Annotated in this window: 21 protein-coding genes, 1 tRNA gene and 1 pseudogene; 16 read left to right on the forward strand and 7 right to left on the reverse strand. The window is 54.4% G+C overall.

Annotation, left to right across the window (positions count from 1 at the left end):
- Positions 1 to 96: 96 nt before the first annotated feature.
- On the reverse strand, positions 97 to 276 hold the full coding sequence (locus tag RUM8411_RS19220) for a RidA family protein (RefSeq protein ID WP_085824348.1): 180 nt from the start codon (positions 274 to 276) through the stop codon (positions 97 to 99).
- A 32-nt stretch (positions 277 to 308) separates the two neighbouring features.
- Complete coding sequence (locus RUM8411_RS19225; protein ID WP_085824349.1) at positions 309 to 920, reverse strand: TetR/AcrR family transcriptional regulator; 612 nt, start codon at positions 918 to 920, stop codon at positions 309 to 311.
- Between the two features lie 106 nt (positions 921 to 1026).
- On the opposite strand from RUM8411_RS19225, the gene RUM8411_RS19230 reads away from it, so the two are divergent.
- From RUM8411_RS19230 to RUM8411_RS19280, 11 genes are all read left to right on the forward strand, one after another.
- Positions 1027 to 1488 (forward strand): DMT family transporter, encoded by a 462-nt coding sequence (locus RUM8411_RS19230; protein WP_085824350.1) that lies wholly within the window; start codon positions 1027 to 1029, stop codon positions 1486 to 1488.
- Positions 1489 to 1551: 63 nt separating this feature from the next.
- The gene (locus tag RUM8411_RS19235) at positions 1552 to 2007 is read left to right on the forward strand and encodes a nuclear transport factor 2 family protein (protein WP_085824351.1); all 456 of its coding nucleotides are present in this window, start codon (positions 1552 to 1554) and stop codon (positions 2005 to 2007) included.
- Positions 2000 to 2833 (forward strand): ergot alkaloid biosynthesis protein, encoded by an 834-nt coding sequence (locus RUM8411_RS19240; protein WP_085824352.1) that lies wholly within the window; start codon positions 2000 to 2002, stop codon positions 2831 to 2833. The genes RUM8411_RS19235 and RUM8411_RS19240 overlap by 8 nt, the downstream gene beginning before the upstream one ends.
- Positions 2834 to 3060: 227 nt before the next feature.
- Positions 3061 to 3765 (forward strand): IS6 family transposase, encoded by a 705-nt coding sequence (locus tag RUM8411_RS19245; protein WP_085824353.1) that lies wholly within the window; start codon positions 3061 to 3063, stop codon positions 3763 to 3765.
- 332 nt (positions 3766 to 4097) lie between these two features.
- On the forward strand, positions 4098 to 5105 hold the full coding sequence (locus RUM8411_RS19250) for a LacI family DNA-binding transcriptional regulator (RefSeq protein WP_085824354.1): 1008 nt from the start codon (positions 4098 to 4100) through the stop codon (positions 5103 to 5105).
- 115 nt (positions 5106 to 5220) lie between these two features.
- Positions 5221 to 6528 carry an ABC transporter substrate-binding protein gene (locus tag RUM8411_RS19255; RefSeq protein ID WP_085824355.1) on the forward strand — a complete coding sequence of 436 codons (1308 nt, stop codon included), beginning with the start codon at positions 5221 to 5223 and terminating at the stop codon, positions 6526 to 6528.
- A 120-nt stretch (positions 6529 to 6648) separates the two neighbouring features.
- Entirely contained in the window at positions 6649 to 7515 is an 867-nt protein-coding gene (locus RUM8411_RS19260; RefSeq protein WP_085824356.1) for a carbohydrate ABC transporter permease, read from the forward strand.
- Between the two features lie 10 nt (positions 7516 to 7525).
- Positions 7526 to 8356, forward strand: a complete 831-nt coding sequence (locus RUM8411_RS19265) for a carbohydrate ABC transporter permease (RefSeq protein ID WP_085824357.1) — start codon at positions 7526 to 7528, stop codon at positions 8354 to 8356.
- A gap of 12 nt (positions 8357 to 8368) precedes the next feature.
- Positions 8369 to 9373, forward strand: a complete 1005-nt coding sequence (locus tag RUM8411_RS19270; protein ID WP_085824358.1) for an ABC transporter ATP-binding protein — start codon at positions 8369 to 8371, stop codon at positions 9371 to 9373.
- Positions 9373 to 10143, forward strand: coding sequence for an L-iditol 2-dehydrogenase (locus RUM8411_RS19275; protein WP_085824359.1), 771 nt, complete (start codon positions 9373 to 9375; stop codon positions 10141 to 10143). Before RUM8411_RS19270 ends, RUM8411_RS19275 begins: the two co-directional genes overlap by 1 nt.
- Complete coding sequence (locus tag RUM8411_RS19280; RefSeq protein ID WP_085824360.1) at positions 10131 to 11603, forward strand: mannitol dehydrogenase family protein; 1473 nt, start codon at positions 10131 to 10133, stop codon at positions 11601 to 11603. Before RUM8411_RS19275 ends, RUM8411_RS19280 begins: the two co-directional genes overlap by 13 nt.
- Before the next feature lie 110 nt (positions 11604 to 11713).
- Here RUM8411_RS19280 and RUM8411_RS19285 read toward each other — a convergent pair.
- Both RUM8411_RS19285 and RUM8411_RS19290 read right to left on the reverse strand, forming a co-directional pair.
- Positions 11714 to 12501 (reverse strand): annotated as a pseudogene (locus tag RUM8411_RS19285) (IS5 family transposase).
- A 60-nt stretch (positions 12502 to 12561) separates the two neighbouring features.
- Positions 12562 to 13263 (reverse strand): hypothetical protein, encoded by a 702-nt coding sequence (locus RUM8411_RS19290; RefSeq protein ID WP_143534942.1) that lies wholly within the window; start codon positions 13261 to 13263, stop codon positions 12562 to 12564.
- A gap of 57 nt (positions 13264 to 13320) precedes the next feature.
- Between RUM8411_RS19290 and RUM8411_RS19295 the strand changes: the two genes are divergently transcribed.
- Positions 13321 to 17397: a calcium-binding protein gene (locus RUM8411_RS19295; protein WP_085824362.1), complete on the forward strand. Its 4077-nt coding sequence runs from the start codon at positions 13321 to 13323 to the stop codon at positions 17395 to 17397.
- 296 nt (positions 17398 to 17693) lie between these two features.
- On the opposite strand, the gene RUM8411_RS19300 is transcribed toward RUM8411_RS19295, so the two are convergent.
- Together RUM8411_RS19300 and RUM8411_RS19305 are read right to left on the reverse strand one after the other, a co-directional pair.
- Positions 17694 to 17769 (reverse strand) — tRNA-Ala (locus RUM8411_RS19300).
- A gap of 145 nt (positions 17770 to 17914) precedes the next feature.
- On the reverse strand, positions 17915 to 18241 hold the full coding sequence (locus tag RUM8411_RS19305; RefSeq protein WP_085824363.1) for a TIGR02300 family protein: 327 nt from the start codon (positions 18239 to 18241) through the stop codon (positions 17915 to 17917).
- A gap of 100 nt (positions 18242 to 18341) precedes the next feature.
- Between RUM8411_RS19305 and RUM8411_RS19310 the strand changes: the two genes are divergently transcribed.
- The 3 genes from RUM8411_RS19310 (at position 18342) to RUM8411_RS19320 (ending at position 20955) form a co-directional block, all read left to right on the forward strand.
- Complete coding sequence (locus RUM8411_RS19310) at positions 18342 to 19037, forward strand: M48 family metallopeptidase (RefSeq protein WP_085824364.1); 696 nt, start codon at positions 18342 to 18344, stop codon at positions 19035 to 19037.
- A gap of 31 nt (positions 19038 to 19068) precedes the next feature.
- Positions 19069 to 19716, forward strand: coding sequence for a GntR family transcriptional regulator (locus RUM8411_RS19315; protein ID WP_200818614.1), 648 nt, complete (start codon positions 19069 to 19071; stop codon positions 19714 to 19716).
- A 111-nt stretch (positions 19717 to 19827) separates the two neighbouring features.
- Positions 19828 to 20955 carry a lytic murein transglycosylase gene (locus tag RUM8411_RS19320; RefSeq protein WP_085824366.1) on the forward strand — a complete coding sequence of 376 codons (1128 nt, stop codon included), beginning with the start codon at positions 19828 to 19830 and terminating at the stop codon, positions 20953 to 20955.
- 4 nt (positions 20956 to 20959) lie between these two features.
- Here the strand turns inward: RUM8411_RS19320 and RUM8411_RS19325 are convergent, their stop codons facing one another.
- Positions 20960 to 21922 (reverse strand): acetyl-CoA carboxylase carboxyltransferase subunit alpha, encoded by a 963-nt coding sequence (locus tag RUM8411_RS19325; RefSeq protein ID WP_085824367.1) that lies wholly within the window; start codon positions 21920 to 21922, stop codon positions 20960 to 20962.
- 121 nt (positions 21923 to 22043) lie between these two features.
- Between RUM8411_RS19325 and RUM8411_RS19330 the strand changes: the two genes are divergently transcribed.
- The gene (locus tag RUM8411_RS19330; RefSeq protein ID WP_085824368.1) at positions 22044 to 22877 is read left to right on the forward strand and encodes an AraC family transcriptional regulator; all 834 of its coding nucleotides are present in this window, start codon (positions 22044 to 22046) and stop codon (positions 22875 to 22877) included.

Raw genomic sequence — 22877 nt, forward strand, 5'->3', positions numbered from 1 at the left:
CATCCTTGGGGAAATGACAGCCCTTTAACGAGATCATGCTCAAATAACCTGTTCGGAATTTTTCGACCTGTACAAACCTCAGATCACGCAGGCTCGTCAACTAGACCCCAGAGTTTGCGACACATCCTGCACGTTTCCATCCACATCAACAGAGATCTGACCGGAGATATAGAGATAGTCTCCGTCGATCAGATAGGGGGCAAAATTTCCGAGCGGACTTGGGGTGTCCGGAATGACAATGTCAAGTTCGCTTAGTTTTTCTTCAATGCTGCTCACGGCTTCATCTTCTCTTGGTTTTTACTTGTTCTCTAAACACTTAGCACCAGCTTAGTAAATCGTTGAATGTCTGCTGATCTGACAGGTCGATGCTGAACAATGACGTGCCAGTAGAGCGGTGCGATAAACATATCCAGGATCATTTGCCGGTCCGTGTCTTCTGTCAGTTCACCACGCTCAATAGCTCTGTCCAACATAACCATTGCCTGGGCTCGGCGATCCCGCGTCACACTCTCCAGCAATTCTGCTAATTCATCAGAGCGAGCGTGCTCAGCATATAGGTCCGGCAGGATCCGCCTCACAAGCGGATGACGCAGGGTTGCAGCCATTCTGCGCATAAGCCTGGCAACGTCCTTCTCAAAAGATCCTGTATCCGGAATGGGGGTAAGACCAGTGGCTGCTGACTTCACCGCTTCTGTCACCAGTTCAAACTTGGACTTGCTTCGACGATAAAGCGCAGCCTTACCAACACCAGCTCGCGCCGCAATCCGCTCCATGCGAAGCGCTGAATACCCGGTTTCCGCCCATTCTTCGAACAAGGCGCGTTGAATTGCATCCGTCACGGTGTCTTGCAATACGGCAGCCCCGGCAGGCTTCCGACGCGGCCGTTCAGATTTTTTTTCGCCGGAACCCTTGCGTTCCATCGTGATTCTCCTTTATATAGGACGAAACGGTATCGTTCCAATGCAGTTTGAAGCAAACTTATCGATACTGCAACCTGTTTTTGGCGACTTATGAAAGGGCGCGAAGATGGATCCGAAAATCGCACTTCTGTGGTTTGCACCTCTGCTTTGCGGAGCCTTGATACCCATCCACGCCGGAATGAACGCAGAGCTCAGCCGTGCGGCTGGGCACCCCCTCTGGGCAACCCTGTTGTCGTTTGGAATTTCATTTGTTTGCCTGGTGGGCGGGATCACTTGGCTCCGTCCAACATTGCCAACCTTGTCATCACTTTATGCGGCTCCTTCCTGGGCGTGGGTAGGAGGTGTGATCGGTGTCATTTACGTGATGGCGACCATGGTTCTGATCCCACGCTTTGGGGCCGCTGCTTTTATTGCAGCTGTTGTCGCAGGACAAATGACGATGGCACTCATCCTGGACCAGAACGGGCTTCTTGGGAACGCTCCTCGACCAGCAGACTTCTATCGCATCACTGGTGCTGTGCTGTCGATTGCAGGTGTTCTGATCATGCAGTTTGGAAAAGCATCATGACCCAAGCTGCAACTCATATCGAAACCCTCCCAACAAGGGATAAACACGAAGTTAGGAGATATCATGTCTGACACTAACACCATACCAAGCTTTGGCGCGATGCTACGCGGCGCCCTCGGGGATGCAATCATCGCAGATGCGGGTGAGAACTTCCTGGATATGTGTGACGAGGACATTGTGTTCGAGTTTCCATTTAAGCCGGAAGGTTCTGTGCGAGAGTTACGCGGTCGCGCCGCGATGGAAGCCTATCTACCGAAAGTGGGAGCACTCATTACCTTTGAATCGATGAGCCCCGCAATCACACACCCGTCCAAAGACGGCGAGACCTTTGTTTTGGAATTCTCCTGTAAGGGCAAAGGCGAAGCCGGGCGCTATGACCAAAACTACATCTCGGTTGTCCAAGTCAGGAACGGACGCATCGTGCAGTACCGCGACTACTGGAACCCTCTGGTTCTGCTGAATGCGGTCGGAGGCGTCGAAGTTCTGAAATCTAAACTGGGAGACTTTATCGATGACTAATACCATTCTTGTTACCGGCGGTACCGGAAAAACCGGCAGCCGCGTTGTCGAGCAGTTGAAAGCAAAAGGCGTCTCTCCGCACGTAGGCACACGTAGCCCAAAGGGTGAAAACGATGCACGCTTTGACTGGAAGGACCCATCGACATTTGATGCCGCGTTCGAAGGCGTCAGAGCTGTTTACCTCGTAGCACCCACAGACACCGTGGATTCACTGGGAGCAATGCAGTCCGGCCTTGAGGCGGCGCTTGCCGCAGGCGTCCAGCGTTTCGTTCTGCTCAGTGGTTCTTCACTGGAAGAAGGCGGTCCAATGATGGGCGCAGTTCATGCCTGGCTGCGCTCCAACGCTCCGGAATGGTCGGTGCTGCGCCCGGCATGGTTCATGCAGAACTTCTCGGAACTACATCATCGTAATCCGATCCGCGATGAGGCTGCAATCTACACGGCGACTGATGACGGCCGGATTGGCTTTATCGATGCTGGCGACATCGCTGCCTGTGCCGCCGCTTTGCTGGTTGCAGGTACGGTCGAAAATACCGACTACATCCTCACCGGTCCCGAAGCTATTTCCTATGATGTGGTTGCTGAGACACTGACCTACCAACTCGGGCGCCAGATCAGCCACGACAGATTGACCGTCGATGAACTGGCAGAGCGTCATCAAAGCCTCGGATTGCCGGAAGAGTATGCAAGGGCACTGGCCGCAATGGACGGTGCTATTGCAGCAGGCGCAGAAGACCGTGTCACTGATAACGTCCAGAAGCTGACCGGAAAGGTTCCGGCTTCAATCGTCGAGTTCGTTCAACAGAACATTGAAGCCTGGAAATAACAATCGAGCAGGTAAGTAGCCACCTACTAGCCAAAAGTCCTCAGGCCTGAAAATAGGCCGGCTTGCGTGGCCAAAACGACATCCAAAATTGTCACAGAATATTGCTCCGTTTGTCGGGTTGGTGATCTGGAATAAAGTCGTCGCATTTGCACTTCGCTTATTCTTCGAACGGTTCTGTCAGAGCAAAGTCGCTTGAGCCGGGCAGGGCGTTTTCGTAGCCTCACCGGATGACCAAACCTAACCCATTTCGCTATTTCAAAACGAGCCGAGAGATAATCCGTCTGGCGGTTATGCTGTATGTTCGTTTCCCGCTGTCGCTTCGCAATGTCGAAGGCTTGCTGCACGAACGCGGCATCGATGTCAGCCATGAAGCGGTGAGATACCGGTGGCACCGGTTCGGCCCGATGTTTGCGTCCGAGATCCCAAAGCGACGGATTGAAGGGATGAAATCCAGCCGGTGGCGGTGGCATCTGGACGAGATGTTCGTGAAGATCAACGGTGAGCAACGTTACCTTTGGCGGGCCGTCGATCATGAAGGCGAAGTCTTGGAAAGCTTCGTCACGAAGACCCGTGATAAGAAGGCCGCATTGAAATTCTTAAAGAAGGCAATGCGTAAGCATTGTTGCGCGGAGGTGTTCGTCACGGATCTGCTGCGGTCCTATGGCGCCGCGCTGAAGGAGATCGGCACCGCGCGAAGGCAAGAATCAGGCCGCTGGTTGAACAATAGAGCGGAGAACTCACACCTGCCGTTTCGACGACGAGAACGGGAGATGCTTCGCTTCCGGCGAATGCGAAGTTTGCAGAAATTCGCCGCCGTCCACGCATCCGTTTACAACCACTTTAATCAGGAACGCAGGCTTTCAACTCGAACGAATTTCAAACTCAACCGCGCCGCCGCTCTCGCTGAGTGGCGCGGTTTCGGTGCGGCATAAAGGGCAGTCATATTGTCCTTGCAGAGACGAGTTCGAATTGGTCTGACAGCACCAAAGGCCAGGCTGCCCAGACTTCGGCACTTATGCGCCCTGCTGATCAACGCAATCTGGCATTTGTGGTATGTCCGTTTCGTCAATTCACCGAGCTTGCTATCTGAGCCGGGCAGCGATCGAAATACACAGGCCTGACCCAAATCTTTGCAACGGAACCACTGGCAAAACCACAATGCCACCTTGACACCGCAGGTCTTTCATCACTAAATTTGTCAATAGTTACCGCGCGACATGTTAAAACTTGGTGTGAGGAAAGTTTGCAACGTAAAATCCGAAATATGGAAGAATTTGCGGCTATCAGTGGGATTTCTCGCCCCACCGTCTCGAAGTACTTCAACGACCCCGAGAGCGTGCGCGTTTCCACGAGAAAAAAGATTGAAGCAGCGCTGGAAGAATACGACTACCATCCGAACGTTTTTGCGATGAACCAGAACCGGCGCACCACAAAGAATATCGGCGTTGTGGTACCCAATTTGGCTGACCCTTTCTTTTCCGAGATCGGCAGGCGCGTGGAGCTTGCGTGTATTAAGGCCGGTTACAGTCCGATTTTGCTCAGTTCTCACGGTAATCCGGACATGGAGCGAGACAACCTTAATTCGCTGAAGTCCCTGAAACCTGCCGGTGTCTTGCTGGCACCGTTTGGCAGGCTGTCTGACAAAGACGCCGTTAAGGCATTTGACGCGGATATTCCGGTCGTCTTGTTTGATGCCAACATGCACGATGTTGGAAGGGCATTTGTTGGCACCGATCATTTTCAGAGCGTGGATCTGATGGTTGAGTACCTCTGCCGTAGCGGCGAGCCGCCTTGTTTCTTCGAAATGAAAAATCCTCTGAATCCGAACGCCAACAAGCACAGACAAGCTTACATCGAAAGCATGGAGCGGCACGGCCAAACGCCGAACATTTATCAGGTCAGCGGAAACGGCTGGGATTTCGAAGAAATTGGAAAAGCCGAAGGTGACCGGCTTTTGTCTGAAGGAGCATTCAAAACCAACACGATCCTGTGTAGCAATGATCGTTTTGCCATTGGTCTTCTGTCAGCCGCCTACGGCCTTGGCTTCAACGTAGGTCATGGTCCGGAGTGCAATCTCCGGATTGCGGGTCACGACGATCACCCGTTTTCCCGTTTCACATGCCCTCCTCTGACAACAATCGCGCAGGATTATGAAGCAATCGCGAATCGGTCAGTCTCTACGTTGTTTGCATTGTTCGAAAAGAGAGAAAGCCCTCCAGAAAGGCAAGAAACGCTGTTTGAAGGCCGTCTGATCATGCGGGAATCAGCCTAAGCTCCTAATAATATAACAGAATGACCTTAACTTTACGCGCGTAAATTTATAATTGACTTCGCGTTGAGAATACGACTAGGATCAATGTCACTATCCAACGAGGAGGAGAATTCGGATGTCTTTCAAAAAGGCTCTATGTGCAGCGACGGCAATGACTCTCGTCACTGCGAGTGGTGCATTAGCAGAGAATCTTGTCATTGCCACAGTGAACAATGGCGACATGATCCGCATGCAAGGTCTGACCCAAGACTTTACTGACAAGACGGGTCATACGGTCGAATGGGTCACGCTCGAAGAAAACGTTCTGCGTCAGCGCGTTACCACGGATATCGCCGCGAAGGGCGGTTCTTTCGACATTATGACCATCGGCATGTATGAAACTCCGATCTGGGGCGCCAATGGCTGGCTTGTCCCGCTGGACGATCTGTCTGCCGAATACAACGCAGATGACATCTTGCCAGCCATGCGTGCTGGTCTGAGTCACGACGGCACAATGTATGCAGCACCGTTCTACGGTGAAAGCTCTATGATCATGTATCGCACCGACCTGATGGAAAAGGCCGGTCTGGAAATGCCCGACGCGCCTACTTGGCAGTTCATCCGTGAAGCCGCTGCAGCCATGACCGACCGCGACAACGACATCAACGGAATTTGCCTACGCGGCAAGGCAGGTTGGGGTGAAGGTGGTGCATTTATCACGGTTACTGCAAACTCCTTCGGTGCACGCTGGTTCGATGAAGACTGGAATGCTCAATTCGATCAGCCTGAATGGGCTGACGCGCTAAACTTCTTCGTCGGCATGATGGAAGAATCCGGCCCGACAGGTTATGCGACCAACGGTTTCAACGAGAACCTGAACCTGTTTCAGCAGGGCAAATGCGGCATGTGGATCGATGCGACTGTAGCTGCGTCCTTCGTGACCAATCCAGACGACTCGACTGTTGCTGACAAGGTAGGTTTCGCGCTTGCCCCAAATAGCGAGGGTGTCGATAGGAAAGCAAACTGGCTCTGGGCCTGGGCACTGGCGGTACCAGCCGGTACGCAAAAAGAAGATGCCGCGAAGCAATTCATCGAGTGGGCCACATCGACCGACTATATCGAACTGGTTGCAGAAAACGAAGGTTGGGCCAACGTGCCTCCGGGTGCGCGTACATCGCTGTACGAAAACCCCAACTATCAGGCGGTTCCCTTCGCACAGAAGACGCTGGACTCGATCCTTGCAGCAGATCCAACGAACCCGACCGTCAAGCCCGTACCTTATGTTGGTGTTCAGTTCGTCGCAATCCCGGAATTCGCAGGTATTGCAACCGAAGTGAGCCAGGAATTCTCGGCCGTATATGCGGGTCAGCAGACTGTGGATGAAGCGCTTGCCAAAGCCCAGGCGCTGACAAACGACGCTATGGAAGCAGCTGGCTACCGCTAAGTTTCCATCTTTCTCGGGGAGTGCACCTCTCCCATGTGCTTCCCGAGACTCTGACATTCTTCTACGATCGTAGCACTGTTCCAGATGGCCTTATGGCGATCAACAGAGGAGGTATGCCCGATGGCAACCAAACATTCCCGATCAGCGGCACGGCTTATGATGGCCCCAGCGGTCATCTTGCTCCTCGGCTGGATGCTCGTCCCCCTGATCATGACACTAATGTTTTCATTCAAGAAATACCTGCCATTGCGTGGTGGCGATCTTGGATGGGTCGGCTTCGAAAACTACGTACGCTTCGTGAGTTCAAGCGCTTTTTGGCCTTCGGTTGGAGCTACTCTAACTATCGTCGGCGGCGTCCTGTTGATCACAATTTTCTTTGGTGTTCTCTTGGCAATTCTGTTGAACCAGCCTATGTGGGGACAAGGCGTCGTACGCATTCTGGTCATCGCTCCCTTCTTTGTCATGCCAACCGTGTCAGCGCTGGTATGGAAGAACATGTTCATGGATCCGGTGAATGGCCTGTTCGCCCATCTTTGGCGCTTTTTCGGGGCCGAGCCGATCTCATGGCTGTCTCAGGCATCTTTGCCTTCGATTGTCATGATCGTATCCTGGCAGTGGCTTCCCTTCGCCACACTGATCCTACTAACAGCAATCCAGTCCCTGGATGGAGAACAGCTTGAGGCCGCTGAAATGGATGGGGCGCCCCCGCTGAAGCGGTTCGGATACATCACACTGCCGCACCTCAGCCGGGCGATTACGATCGTGCTTCTTATTCAGACGATTTTCCTTCTTGCAATCTTTGCCGAGATTTTCGTCACCACCGGAGGCGCCTTTGGAACTCGCACACTTACCTACCTGATCTTCCAACGTGTTCTTGAAAGTCAGAACGTCGGCCTCGGCTCCGCCGGTGGTGTCTATGCAATCATTCTCGCCAATATCGTTGCGATCTTCCTGATGCGCATCGTTGGCAAGAATCTGGACGCGTGAGGAGGAAAAAATGGCCCGCGCAGTTACTCAACAACGCAAGATCATCAATACCACCGCAGCATGGGGTATTGGGTTGCTGATCTTTTTTCCAATCCTTTGGACCATCCTTACCAGCTTCAAGACCGAAGCGACGGCAATTGCTGACCCTCCGGTTTTCCTCGCATTCGACTGGACGTTGGAGAACTATTCTGCGGTGATGGAACGGTCGAACTATGCCCGGTTCCTCTGGAACTCGATTATCATCGCGGGCGGCTCGACTATACTGGGTATCATCGTAGCAGTACCCGCAGCATGGTCGATGGCATTCGTGCCCTCCAAGCGCACTAAGGACATTCTACTTTGGATGCTGTCCACCAAGATGCTTCCGGCAGTGGGTGTTCTGTACCCCATCTATCTGATCTGTATCAAACTCGGAGTTTTGGACAGCCGTGGCGCATTGGTCATTATCCTCATGCTGATGAACCTGCCGATTATCGTCTGGATGTTGTACACATACTTCAAGGAAATCCCCGGCGAGATCCTGGAAGCAGCACGTATGGACGGGGCAACACTGAAAGAAGAAATTCTTTACATTCTGACTCCGATGGCCATCCCCGGAATTGCTTCAACTTTGCTACTTAACTTCATCCTGGCGTGGAACGAGGCGTTCTGGACACTGAACCTGACGGCGGCAAAAGCAGCTCCGCTGACAGCTTTCATTGCCAGTTATTCAAGCCCGGAGGGCCTGTTCTTTGCCAAACTCAGTGCGGCATCCACCATGGCCATCGCGCCAATCCTCATTCTTGGCTGGTTCAGCCAGAAACAACTTGTCAGCGGCCTGACCTTCGGCGCAGTCAAATAAGGAACTTGACCAATGGGACAAATCAAACTCAACCAGGTGACCAAAAGCTTCGGCGACGTTCAAGTCATTCCACCACTGGACCTCACGATTGAAGACGGCGAGTTTACGGTATTTGTCGGGCCGTCGGGCTGCGGCAAGTCCACACTGTTGCGCCTGATAGCCGGACTTGAGGACATCACGTCCGGTCACATCGAAATCGACGGAGCCGATGCAACCTATGTGCCTCCAGCCAAGCGTGGTCTGGCGATGGTCTTCCAGTCCTACGCGCTTTATCCACATATGTCGGTACGCAAGAACATCGCGTTTCCGATGAAGATGGCCGGGATCGACGAGGCCGAGCAAAACCGCCGTATCGAAGGGGCGGCCAAGGCGCTCAACCTTACGGACTATCTGGATCGGAAGCCGGGTCAGCTGTCGGGTGGTCAGCGCCAGCGGGTCGCCATCGGACGATCAATCGTGCGAGAGCCGGCAGCATTCCTGTTCGACGAACCACTTTCGAACCTTGACGCCGCCCTGCGTGTCGGCATGCGCTTGGAAATCAGCGAGCTTCACGAGCGTCTCAAAACGACCATGATCTATGTAACCCACGATCAGGTCGAAGCCATGACAATGGCCGACAAAATCGTCGTCCTTCGCGCTGGCTTCATTGAACAGGTCGGCTCGCCGCTCGAGCTGTATCACAAACCGCGCAATGAGTTCGTGGCTGGCTTTATAGGCTCGCCCAAGATGAACCTGATCAAAGGTGCTGAGGCGGAAAAGCACGACGCAGCAACAATCGGCATCCGCCCGGAGCATACAGCTGTCAGCAAGACCGAAGGCATGTGGAAGGGTGTGGTTGGCGTGGCCGAGCATTTGGGCTCCGACACCTTCATCCATGTACATGACACCGGTCTTGCCGACATGGTCACAGTACGGATCACCGGCGACATCCAGGCCAAGCACGGCGACACCATCTACCTGACGCCACAGCTGGATCAGCTGCATAAATTCGACGCCCAGGGTCTGAGGGTCGACTAATGCGTCTGGCTGGAAAAACAGCCCTGATTACTGGTGCTGCCCGAGGGATCGGGCGGGTCTTTGCCGAGGCCTATGTTAACGAGGGCGCGCGGGTTGCAATCGCCGATATCAATGGCGAGGGCGCCCGCGAATGCGCTGCTGCATTGAGCCGCCATGCGATCGGAGTGTCTATGGACGTGACCGACCAGGTCAGTATCGACCGCGCCGTTGCACATACTGCGAAAGAACTCGGTCAGATTGACATTCTCGTTAACAACGCCGCTCTTTTCACCGCCGCTCCAATTGTTGAAATCGAGCGCGACGACTACGAGCGCGCCTTTGACGTCAATGTTGCGGGTACGCTTTTTACGTTGCAGGCCGTGGCCCGGCACATGATTGAGCACGGAAAAGGTGGCAAGATCATCAACATGGCTAGTCAGGCCGGGCGGCGCGGCGAACCGCTCGTCGCGGTCTATTGCGCAACGAAGGCGGCCATTATCAGCCTAACGCAGTCAGCCGGATTGAACCTGATCAAACAAGGTATCAACGTTAACGCCATCTCACCTGGTGTCGTAGACGGTGAACACTGGGACGGCGTAGATGCGTTTTTTGCCAAATACGAAGGCAAAGCACCAGGCCAAAAAAAAGCAGAAGTCGGCACGGCTGTTCCCTTTGGGCGCATGGGCAGAGCAGAGGATTTGACCGGTATGGCAGTGTTTCTGGCGAGCGATGAGGCCAACTACGTCGTTTCACAATGCTTCAATGTGGATGGCGGACAATGGATGAGCTAATTCCACTCTCTAATGCAACGCTGGATCAGCTTCCGATCGAGCATCCGCAGTATGACAGAACCCGTCTGACACCGGGCATTGTGCACATCGGTGTTGGAAACTTTCACCGCGCGCATCAAGCCTGGTACCTTCATCGGCTTATGCAGGCCGGTGAAGCACATGACTGGGCCATTATCGGCGCGGGCGTACGCGCCTATGACGCGGTCATGCGCGAAAAGCTTCTCGCTCAGGACTGCCTGACAACTTTGGTTCAAATTGAGCGGGACAGCACGTTTGCAGAAGTCATTGGTCCGATGATCGACTATCTCCCTATCGAAGAAAGCAATGGCCCATTGATTGCCGCTATGGCGGACCCTGCCATTCGGATCGTGGCCATGACCGTGACAGAAGGTGGGTATTTTATTGACCCTGCAACCAAACAGTTCAGCTCCAACCACCCAGATATCGTGCATGACGTCGAGTATCCTGCCAAGCCACGTACCGCGTTTGGTGCCATGGTTGCGGCATTGCGACTGCGCCGGGAAGCGGGCCATACACCCTTTACGGGGTTAAGCTGCGACAACCTCCAAGGTAACGGAACGGTTCTGAAGCAGACGGTTGTTTCACTTGCGCGACTGACAGACCCAGATCTGGCGGATTGGATACAGAACTACGTTTCCTTTCCAAATTCGATGGTCGATTGCATTGCACCGGCTGTAGGACCAAATGAGCTAAATCTCGTCCACGAGCTGGGAGTGAGCGACGCCGCACCGGTTACGCATGAAGCCTTCCGTCAATGGGTTATCGAAGACGATTTTTGCAATGGCCGTCCTGATTGGGACCATGCCGGGGCGACATTTTCAAACAACGTTCATGCGTACGAGAACATGAAAATCCGAATGCTCAATGCAGGCCATCAGGTCATTGCCAATGCCGGTGAACTGCTGGGCATTTCAACCATCGCGGAATGCATGGCCCAACCCTTGATTGCGGGTTTTTTCAGAAACATTCAGATTACTGAAATCGCACCGACAGTTGCTCCGGTTCCGGAATTGACGGCGCTGGAATACTATGAACTGATCGAGAAACGGTTTTCCAACCCGCGGATTGTCGACACCACACGTCGTGTCGCCTTTGACGGGTCTTCGCGTCATAGCGGTTTTGTGTTGCCAATTGTTTGGGACCAACTGGCTGAGGGCAGATCCGTAAGGGGTCTGGCACTGGTCGAAGCACTATGGGCCAGAATGTGCCTGGGTACCCGGGAAGACGGCTCGGAAATCCTGCCCAACGATCCCTTCTGGGACAAACTGAACGCAACCGCACACAAAGCAACGACACGTCCTGCCGCGTGGCTAGAACAGACAACGTTTTATGGCGGGCTTTGCAGCGAACGAAAATTCGTTGAAGAGTTTGAGTTTTGGATGAACTTCATCCGCGAACAAGGGTGCATTGCAGCACTGACAGAATACCAGAATAATTAGCTCGGTGTCGGCGACCCGCAATTGACCCCCAGTGCGACCGGATGTGAATGCTCGAATAAGGAGGAGTTGGTGAAACCTGAACAGTTAAGAATGGCGCGCCACGTTTTAGGTCATGTTGACAAATGGCGGACCCAGAGGCGGATCGAAGTAATATCTACGAAGCCGAGGAAGCTTTCGGCTGTCTTATCATAGCGGGTAGCCACCCGCCGAGCATTCTTAAGTTTGTTGAAACATCTCTCGACCAGGTTTCTTAGCCGGTAGAGAGGCCAATCCAACCCAACGCGCCTCTTTCGGGACTTTCGCATTGGGATCACCGGTCGAATGCTTCGGCTGTGCAGTTCGGTGCGAATACGGTCGGCATCGTAACCTTTGTCGGCCAGCAGCACGACTGGCTCCGGCAGGTTGTCGTCCATAACCCGATCAAAGCCGAGATAGTCCGATGTCTGGCCGGGTGTGATGTTAGTTCTCATCGGCAGCCCAGCGGCATTTACCCGGAGGTGGATCTTGGTCGTGAAGCCGCCTTTTGAGCGGCCAAAACCCTGTTGCGGTGTCCCCCTTTTGCGCCCGCTGCCTGATGATGGGCACGAACCACGGTACTGTCGACCATTTGAAGAGCGTCAGGAACGATCCTGCTCTCGGTCAAGACTTCCAGAATCTGTTCCCAGAGCCCCGCGAGTGTCCAGCGCCGGAACTGTCGGTAAACACTCGACCACTTCCCAAACTCCTCAGGCAAGTCTCGCCACGGGGCACCTGTACGCGCAATCCAGAAAACACCATCAAGAACAAGGCGATGGTTGGTAGGTTTGCGCCCGTTCGGGGCACGGACCGAAAGGATGAACCGCTCAAAGAACGCCCACTCCTCGTCCGACATTAGGTTTCGTGCCAAGCTGGTCTCCATCGCAGATACCGGCTTGAATCACGATCAGAGGTCGCTGTGAATCCCTTTTGTCAACACGACCTAAGACGAGAGTGCGGCATCACAAAAGCTATTGTTGCCTTCCTTCTTACCTTCCAGATACGCTTTAGTTTCTTGCTTTGTGCTACCATTATGCTCGTCCGTAACATCCAAACAGAGCGCTATTCCGACGCTGATCTCCGCAATATCTTCGAAAAATGCAGCCAATTCATCCACAGGCGGCGGATGGTAAATTCGGGTCAGAATTATGATTCTTGGATCAAGGGGATAGCGAGCTGTTAACCCACAATATTCGAAGGTTTTAGAGTCCCTTTCTGCACTACAACCCAAAGCAAACTGCTTATTGGAAGTTTTAGGGGTCAAGTATAGAAGCCTGAGGCTGTTTTCACTAGACGAGTTCACAGTGTAGCCTGGTAACCTGAGATGCTCAGGTACGGGCTCTGGATGGATATAGGCATCACTTGGGCCTGTCGGTGACCACAGAAATTCCGAGGTTCGATTAAGAAGATCGATATGAATAACAGTGTTTTTAAGTGTGGGCTTGGTGCCCAGAATCTCATTTAGCCAGTCAATCCTATTTAACGGAATAAAATTTGGCTCAACTCCAACCGATGGTATTTCCTCCCCCGTATAAAATACCCTTGACCCAAGTCGGATGACATGCTGCTCATTATCCGCTTGCGACGCACTCGACGCAAACAAGCAAAAAATAAAACACAGTAGAAGCATTGATTTAGAGGTCAAGCTATGATCCTTCTGATTGTATAGAAGTAAGGTTAATCAATCCAAGGGATATTTTCAATGTATTACCTGTCTGAACAGCAAGTCGAACAACTCCGTGCTGCAATCAGCAACGAAGATGCCGCAAATCCTTATGCGGACATGTATGATTTGATATCAGGATTTCTGCAATCTCCCGACGATTTTGAGACAGCGGCAGAGGGTAACGTACAGGCATGGTTCGGCGCGGCAGGGCAAGCAAACAGGGGCACGGGTGGTGCGTCAGATCTCATAAGAACTTACACTCAAACCCAGCTTGAGATACGGACAGGTCAAAGCATCAGTAACGTTGAAGGTGTTCTTCAACAGGCTTCCGACGAAATTGCGCAAGCAGTTCTTCGAGATATTGAACTTTCGGAAACTCCGATCAACGGAAAAAACTACTATGCAATCCCCAGTGTCCAGCGCATAGGCGAACAGGATGCCCTCGCATCGCTGGATGCGCTCTCCTCTTATTCTAACGATCTTGCGGTTTGGTCTGGCAATATCCTGTTTCTAGGATTGGGCGTAGGTGAGTTTTGGTACGATAATATCCTCGAGACTAAAGGCGATACCTACGATCTTTTGGCTGCCATCAAGTCATCGGTAGCGGGTGGACTTGACTCTTTGCTTAGCGGCACAGCAGGCAACTTAATCAGCTTGCAGTGGAAGCAAGGTGTAGATGGAATAGTGGAAGCTGCGCAAGTTACGAATGCGGGTATCTCTGCGGCCAATGATTTTTGGCGCGAGGCGTACGGTGGGCTCGCGGGATCGAGCCTTACAACTCTGGGGAGGCTCACTGCTGAGCTTTTGGTTGGATCCACAGTGGCTGATCTTGACCTAATAGAAAGCACCGAGGGAGACACCATTGTACATGCAGGGGCTGGTAACGATCTAATTTACGGATGGACTGGAAACGATCTCATAGATGGTGGTGTCGGTGACGACGAAGTCTCCTTTGTCCCGCTCACCCACACTGATATTGAGCTCGTCGCAACGATCCAACATGTTAACTCCGAAGCAGATTTCTCTGCGGTTGTTGATACCGGGGACGGTGATCAGACCATCGTATTCAACGTCGAGAGCCTGACGCTTGGACAAAACGACGATACACTGGTCATATCTGATTTAAGTGATGTCGCAACCTCTCTGGACTCAGTTCACGGGTCAGAAGAAGACACACTTGGGGATACCATTGACTTGTCGCCGGCCATAGCAACCGGTGCAGATGTATCCTTAGCGGATGAAACGGTTTCGCTGAAGAATGACGCAAAAGTTCTTGAAGTCATTGATTTCGAGAATGTCATTGGAACCAACCAAGACGATACGATAACCGGTGACGGTCAAAACAACATTCTGAAAGGCAATGGCGGCGCTGACGAGCTTCGCGGAGGCGGGGGCAACGATACCCTGCACATAGACGCCGAAGATACTGTTGTCGATGGCGGTGAAGGTCGGGATATCGCTATCGTTGAGGGAGAAGACGGTGTCACTCTGAACCTCGATGATACTGACATTGAAATCGCGGTCGGTGGTGACGGCGATGACACGTTCTACCTTTCGGATGGTCAAATGGCTGCCGGTGGCAAAGGTATTGATACATTTTATGTTCAAGAGGGCGGTACAGGACCTGCCATTATTTTTGGTGGTGACGAGAAGGATATCATTACTGGCGCCAGCCGTATCGCAACGGTCGAAGTAGAAGGGCTCACTGAAGAGAACTTCTCGACGTTCAATCTTGACCTGATTGACGCTGATATTGATTGGTCACAATTTGATGCAGTCATACTGAACCCCGGCTCAGAAGACAGGTATTTCTGGGGTCAAGGAGATACCGATCCGATAAAAATTCGCGATGAGCAACTTGAGATCGAGGCACGTCAGTACTTCCTGCAGGATGCCTACGATGAAGCCTTATATTTCCTGATTCCGGATAAAATCTTTGATTATTACGACTACAATAGCATAACGCAGACGAACACATCCAACGTGCCGACGAGGCCAGCCAAGGAAGTGTCAACTGTGTCAGCCACATTCTTGGGGACTTCGGTTGAAGAAATCCAGACGTCCCATTCGGTGAATTACAGCTATAGACATTTTGCTCTCGACGACAATGGAGATCCCATAATTCCAGACTTTATTGATCCAAGCGACTTGAATGACGCCGACCTTGTTGCGTCATATGAGTATCGGTTTGGGGATGCAACGCCGGACGAAAGCGTCCCTGCAATAATCTATTTTTGGCTTCCCGGCTCAAGTGCGCGTGAGATCTTCAGCAGCTCGCAAGTGGATTGGTTTGTTGCTGGAGGCGAGTTCATAGGCGAGACTCTCGAATCCAATGGGTCAATCACTGCAATTATGCCAGATGTAGTCCCCCCCGAGCCACCCGAGCAGATCGCCGAGAATACCGAACTTAACATCGAGCCTGGAAGCGGCAGCAAATCCTTTACAGGATTTCAGCCCACATCAAGTGTAATCGTAGTCTCTGGTGTTGTAGTCGATCCAGGCTCTCCGCCTTCAGGGGTGACCATATCACAGCAAAACAGCAGCGTTGTCATCGCCTATGGCAATAACGAGACGATCACCCTTCAGGACGTATCACTTGCCGATTGGCAGACCGCGGCATCAACTCAGGTTTTGGGCACGGATGCAGCCGACACACTCTCTGGAACCGTCGAGGGTGAGATTCTTGCGGGTGGGTCCGGAGACGATGAGATTGAGGCTGGTGGCGGTAACGACACAGTTCTAGGTGGTTCTGGCAACGACGTGATCAGGGCCGAAAGTGGTAACGACACGATTGTCTATAATTCGGGCGACGATGTTGTGCATGGGCATCAGTCCAACCGTGGTCAAGACACGCTAGATCTGAGCAAGTATTCGTCTGATCAGGTCAGCTTGTCTAGCAGCGGCGACTCTGTAATCATCGAGACCCCTGACGGGACGATCACCCTGACGTACCAACACTATCATGACATCGGTTCGGACAAGACGAACGTTGAAACCATCGTGTTCTCAGACGGTACGTTGGATGAAGTCGGCATCCGGGATCGCGCATTGTCGGATCAGTCGACAGATGGTGATGACACGATTGTCGGAACAAAGTACGGCGAGACGATCATCGACGGCTCAGGAAGCGACACGTTCTATGCCAGCCATGGCGATGACACGATCATCTACCATTCAGGTGATGACCGGATCACAAACCGAAATGACGGTTTCGACACTCTGGATCTAAGCAAGTACCAAGCTGATGAAATCCAGTTTGCGTCAGATGGCAGCAACTTGATCATCACCACGCCTGATGGCCAGATCAAAGTGGACAGCCAGTTCTCACGCGAACTGGGCAGTGTGCACCTCAACATTGACAAGGTCGTATTCTCCGACGGGGAGCTGGACGAAGCCGCCATTCTGAACAAGGCGATGACTGACCAATCCACTTCTGGTGATGATACTATCAATGGCACCCGCTTCGATGATGTTTTGACTGACGGAGCGGGCAATGATACCTTTATTCTTAGCTACGGCGATGACACAATTATCTACCATTCGGGCGATGATTTGATCGCAGGCCAGCACAACAGAGGAAACGACACACTCGATCTTTCCAAATACAGCGCGGATCAGGTGACCTTTTCCAAGGACAGCAGATATACACTGATTGATACGCCAGATGGCCAGATTAAGCTGGACTATCAAAACCTCTATGATGTTGGCGACATCAAAACGAACATCGAGAACATTCTGTTTTCAGATGGTTTTCTAGACGAGTTGGGTATCCGCTACCGCGCGATTAATGATACCGCCAGCAGCGGAGGCGAAGTGCTTGTCGGGACGAAATTCGCTGACACGCTTGTTGGTGGGTTTGGTGATGATGTATTGACCGGTGGACACGGGCACGATCAATTTGTGTTCAAAACAGGCGAGGGCGATGACCGAGTTACCGATTTTGAAGACGGCGTTGATTTGCTGAGGCTGGAAGGCACCGGCCTGACCTATGAAGATCTTGTGATAACCGACAGCGCGGACGGAGCGGTCGTGGACATGGCAGGTCAGGGCACAATTACTCTGACAGGTCTAAATCCCGCGCTGCTGTCGGAAAACGATTTCCAATTCGTTTGAAGCGAACACCAAGGCAGCCCGCAATACTTTGCGGGCTGCTCTTTATTATGGAATATTCAACTTCCCACCAATCCGGACATAGAAACCTGTGCAGCGAAAGCCCGTTTTGTCCGCCTCGCCGCCATCTGCGTGCCACTCAGAGAATGTCTGGTTTACGTGCTTCGCGACCTGCTGCATGAGCGAAAGACCGAGGTGTGATCAAGGTCTGGTAAGGGCTCTAAGTTCCGCTTCGGCCCCAAAGGAAAATCCTGCTGCCAAAAAGGAAGAACTATGCGTGGCGGATCACTGTTAGGTTTTGGTGGAGCCTAGGGGAGTCGAACCCCTGACCTCTTGCATGCCATGCAAGCGCTCTCCCAACTGAGCTAAGGCCCCATACAGGTACTGCCGCAGCAGTGGGCGGACGTTTATGAGACGGTGGCTGCAAGTGCAAGTCCAAATAAATGGAAATCGCCAAAAAATCTTCCGCCCCGCGCCCGGGGTGGGCATGAGGCGACGCGAGGGTCGCCTCTGACCGGTCTTAGGTTTCTTCTTCCGACGGCATGTCGGCGATTTCCTCCAGCGAGACGTTGTCTTCACTGTCATCATCATCGTCCAGAAGATCGTCGTCCAGTTCAACGTCAACAGTGTCGTCGTCATCCAGAACGGCTTCGCTATCCGACGCGTTTTCACGCGCTTTGGCCGATGCGGCGTCTTCGGCGTCCGCAGCGATCATCCGGCTTTTGCCGGTTTCAAGCTCCACGATCTCGCCGGTATAGGGGCTAACGATCGGGTTCTTATTCAGGTCATAAAACCGTTTGCCAGTCGTCGGGCAAACGCGCTTTACACCCCATTCTTCCTTGGGCATCTCAAATCCCCTTGATATCAGGTGAGTCGTATCAACGATTCAGGTCACGTGCCACAAGCAGCGGGCACTGTCAAAGCCTTTGCGCAGGAGAAACAGGTATATGGGAGATCATGCACTGCCCGGGAGGCCGCCGGTGCCGTTGACGCTGCGCAGATCGGCGCGGGCACGGCGTATCAGTCTGCGAATATCTCAGCTGGACGGCCGGGTTACGCTGACCTATCCGCATGGTTTGCCCGAGGTCGATGCGTTGAATTTCGCCCGCACCAAGGAAGAGTGGATTCGCAAGCACCTTCAGGACCGCCCCGAGCCTGCAACCGTTCAATTTGGTCAGATCATTCCGGTTGAAGGCGTCGACCGGCGAATCGTCCGCGCGCAGGGCCGTCGCATCCAGTTGCAAGACGATGAGGTCGCGGTTCCCCAAGGGGCCGAAGCGCGACGTCTGGCTCGGTTCCTGAAAGAGCTGGCGCGGGATCGCCTGACCGGGGCCTGCGATGATTATGCGGCGATGCTGGGCCGCCCCTATTCCAGTCTGACGATCCGGGACACTCGGTCGCGCTGGGGATCGTGCAGTTCGGCGGGGGGGCTGATGTTTTCCTGGCGGTTGATCCTGGCCCCCTCCGAGATCCTGCATTACGTGGCCGCGCATGAGGTGGCGCACCTGGCCGAGATGAACCACTCTGCTGCGTTCTGGGCCCAGGTCGAGAGGATATTCGGCGACTACAAAACCCAGCGGCGCTGGTTGCGCGACAACGGGGCGCAGCTGCATCAGTATCGATTTGACGCACCGGTGAGTTGACCCTCGGGCAGTTTGTGATCACATGGGCGGTATGTTAAACGCACGCCCCTCCGACTCTCAGACCGCAACACATGATCGGGTCTATCGCGCCCTGCGATCCCGGATCATGCACGGAGAAATCGCGCCGGGTCAGGCGCTGACCCTGCGCGGGATCGGCAAGGAGTTTGGCGTCTCGATGACACCAGCGCGTGAGGCCGTGCGGCGGCTGGTGGCTGAAGGGGCATTGTTCCTGTCGACTTCAGGGCGGGTATCAACGCCGGAACTGACCAATGACCGGATCGAGGAATTGGCCGCCTTGCGGGCCTTGCTTGAGGTAGAGCTGGCCAGTCGAGCCTTGCCGCGTGCACATATCGCGCTGATTGACCGGTTGCAAAGCATCAACATGACCGTGGCCGAGATGGTCACCAAGCGTGACGCCGTAGGATACATCCGCACTAACCTGGAATTTCACCGCACGCTGTATCTGCGGGCGCAAGCCCCGGCGATGCTGGCGATTGCGGAAACCGTCTGGTTGCAGATGGGGCCGACGATGCGGGCACTTTATGGGCGGCTGCGACGCACTGAGCCGCCCCATTACCACAAGCTGATCATCGCGGCGCTGCAGGCCGGGGATGAACCGGGGTTGCGTCTGGCTGTTCGTTCAGATGTCACGCAGGGTCTGCGGATGCTTGTCAGTTAAGCGGCTTGTTGCCGAACATGCTGGTATGTTCCGGTAGGCTATGGTGGTTCTGGTCTGCGCATTGGGTCTGTTGTATTCTGCACCAAATCACAACAAGAGCAGATTTCAGACATGATCAATCGACGGAATTTTTCACTCGGGCTCGGGTCAACTTTGCTGGCCGCCTGTTCAGGTGGCGCGCCAACGCGTGCGCCTGCGTCGCGGATGCAGGCGGTACCAAATGCGGGCTGGGACGCCTGGGTTTCTGGCTTTAAGGCGCGCGCGGCGGGACAAGGGATATCCCAGACTACGATCAACCGCGCCTTTCAAGGGGCCGGGTATTTGCCCGGAGTGATTGAGCGTGATCGTAATCAGGTGGAATTCAAACGCTCACTCGAGGATTATCTGGCCATTGCGGCCTCGGACGAGCGGATCAGCACCGGAAAACAGATGCTGGTGCGCCACGCCGGAACGCTGTCGCAGATCGAGGCGCAATATGGCGTCGACAAAGAGGTTGTCGTCGCCGTCTGGGGCCTGGAAAGCCGCTATGGGGCCCGCCGGGGTGATGTGCCGGTGGTGTCCGCGCTGTCGACGCTGGCCTATGACGGGCGGCGCGGGCAGTTTTTTGAAAGCCAGCTGATCGCAGCGATGAAAATCCTTCAGAACGGCGACACCACGCCTGCCAATATGACCGGCAGCTGGGCCGGGGCGATGGGGCATACGCAGTTCATTCCGACCTCTTACCTTGCCTATGCGGTAGATTTCACCGGGGACGGGCGGCGTGATATCTGGTCCGAGGACCCGACGGATTCGCTGGCCTCAACTGCGGCCTACCTGTCGCGCGCGGGTTGGGTCCGGGGGCAGACCTGGGGCGGTGAAGTCGGCACCGTATCCGGCACACCCACGGCTGTGTTGCAACCTCAGGTGCCAGGCCCGCGTATTGCCGTGTTCCGCAATTTTCAGGTGATCAAGCGCTATAACAACTCGGACAGCTACGCGATTGGTGTCGGGCACCTGTCTGACCGGATTGCAGGTGGGGCACCGTTTCAGGCCTCGTTCGGGCCAGACGAAACTGGCCTAACACTGGAGGATCGCACAGAGCTACAGCGTCGCCTGACCTCGGCGGGCTATGACACACAAGGTGCGGATGGGGTGATTGGCAACAACTCCAAATCCGCCATCAGCGCCTATCAACGCGCCAACGGGCTGTCTGTGACTGGAGAGCCCTCGGTTGCGTTGTTGCGCCAGTTGGGCGGCTGACGGATTAAGCCGCCAGACCTTTTTGACCGATATCCAGGAATTTCTGACGGCGGTCCTTGATCAGGGCCGCCGCATCTTTGCCGTCCATCTCTGTCAGCATGGCAGCAATTGCGGCACGCACGGAATCGACCGTGGCCCCGCGATCCCGGTGGGCACCACCCTTGGGTTCGGTAATGATCCGGTCGCAGACACCCAGCTTGTACAGGTCTTGCGCAGTCAGACGCAGCGCTTCGGCGGCCTCGCGCATCTTTTCCGCATCCTTCCACAGGATCGAGGCACAGCCTTCGGGTGAGATCACCGAATAGACAGAATGCTCCAGCATCGCGACGCGGTTGGCCGTCGCAAAAGCCACCGCTCCGCCGGATCCGCCTTCGCCGATAATGACCGAGACCAACGGCACGCCGATCTTCAGGCACATCTCAGTTGAGCGTGCGATTGCCTCGGACTGGCCGCGTTCCTCGGCCCCTTTGCCGGGATAGGCGCCTGCGGTGTCGATCAAGGTAATCACCGGCAAGCCGAACCGGCTGGCCATTTCCATCAGGCGCACGGCTTTGCGGTAGCCTTCGGGACGCGCCATGCCAAAGTTCCGTTCAATCCGGGATTTGGTATCCGACCCTTTTTCGTGCCCGATCACCATCACCGGCCGGTCGTCGAACCGCGCCAGACCACCAATCACGGCCAGATCGTCAGCAAAGTTCCGATCCCCGGCAAGTGGGGTGAATTCGGTGAACAGCGCCTCGACATAATCCTTGCAATGGGGGCGTTCGGGATGCCGTGCGACCTGGCATTTGCGCCAGGGGGTCAGATCGGCATAAAGCTCGTCAAGCATCTTGGCGGCTTTGGCGTCCAACGCGGCGGCCTCTTGGGCGATATCCATTTCCTCGTTCGCGCGGGCCAGCGCGCGCAATTCCTCGGCCTTGCCTTCAATCTCGGCCAGTGGTTTTTCGAAATCCAGATACTGGGTCATGACGCCTCTCAACGCAGATGTTCCCCGCTATATGACCTGACGTCGCTCCGGATGCAACTCAGCAAGATTTGCGGATCAGGAATATGCAACCACAGATGGGCAGAGAGAAGGAAGGATGCCGATGGCCAACAGCTATGAAGATCGCGTTTTGCGCGTGCTGGCCTATATCCACGACCATCCCGCAGGGGACCTGTCATTGGATGCATTGGCTGACGTGGCGGCGATGTCGCGGTTCCACTGGCACCGCGTGTTTCGTGCCATTACCGGCGAGACCTGCGCACAGGCCGTGCGCCGGATCAGATTGCACCGCGCCGCCTGTTGGCTGGTGCAAACCGACCGCCCGGTTGCTGGGATCGCTACGGCTGTCGGCTACCCAAATCTGAATTCCTTTGCGCGGGCCTTTTCGCAGGCCTATGGCATCAGCCCCGGCACTTATCGCAGGTCCGGGCGCTGGTTGCTGGTCAATCCACACCTCAAAATCGGAGACTATCCCATGCATCCCGTTACAACCCGCACCGAACCCGCCCGCCGCATTGTGGCCCTGCCACACAAGGGCAACTATGCCGAGATCGGCAAGAGCTTTGAAACCTTTACCGCGATATGCGAATCCCGTGATCTGTGGCCACAACTTGGTCCGGTTGTCGGTGTGTATCTGGACAGTCCGGATGATGTGGCCGTGGACAAGCTGCGCAGCTTTGCCGGCGCGCAATTCCGGGGTGACAACACGCCCGAGGGGATGGAAGACCTGAACATCACGGGCGGCAAAACGGCCGTCCTGACTTACAAGGGGCCATACTCGGGCATCCATGCGGCCTATCACAGCCTGTTTGGCAATTGGTTGCCTGAATCCGGTGAGGAACCAGCGGATCAGCCCTGCTATGAGATCTACCTCAATGATCCGCGCGACACCGCGCCAGATGAGTTGCTGACCGAAATCTGCCTGCCGCTGAAATAG

This window comes from Ruegeria meonggei (genome assembly GCF_900172215.1).
In the GTDB taxonomy this organism is placed as follows: domain Bacteria; phylum Pseudomonadota; class Alphaproteobacteria; order Rhodobacterales; family Rhodobacteraceae; genus Ruegeria; species Ruegeria meonggei.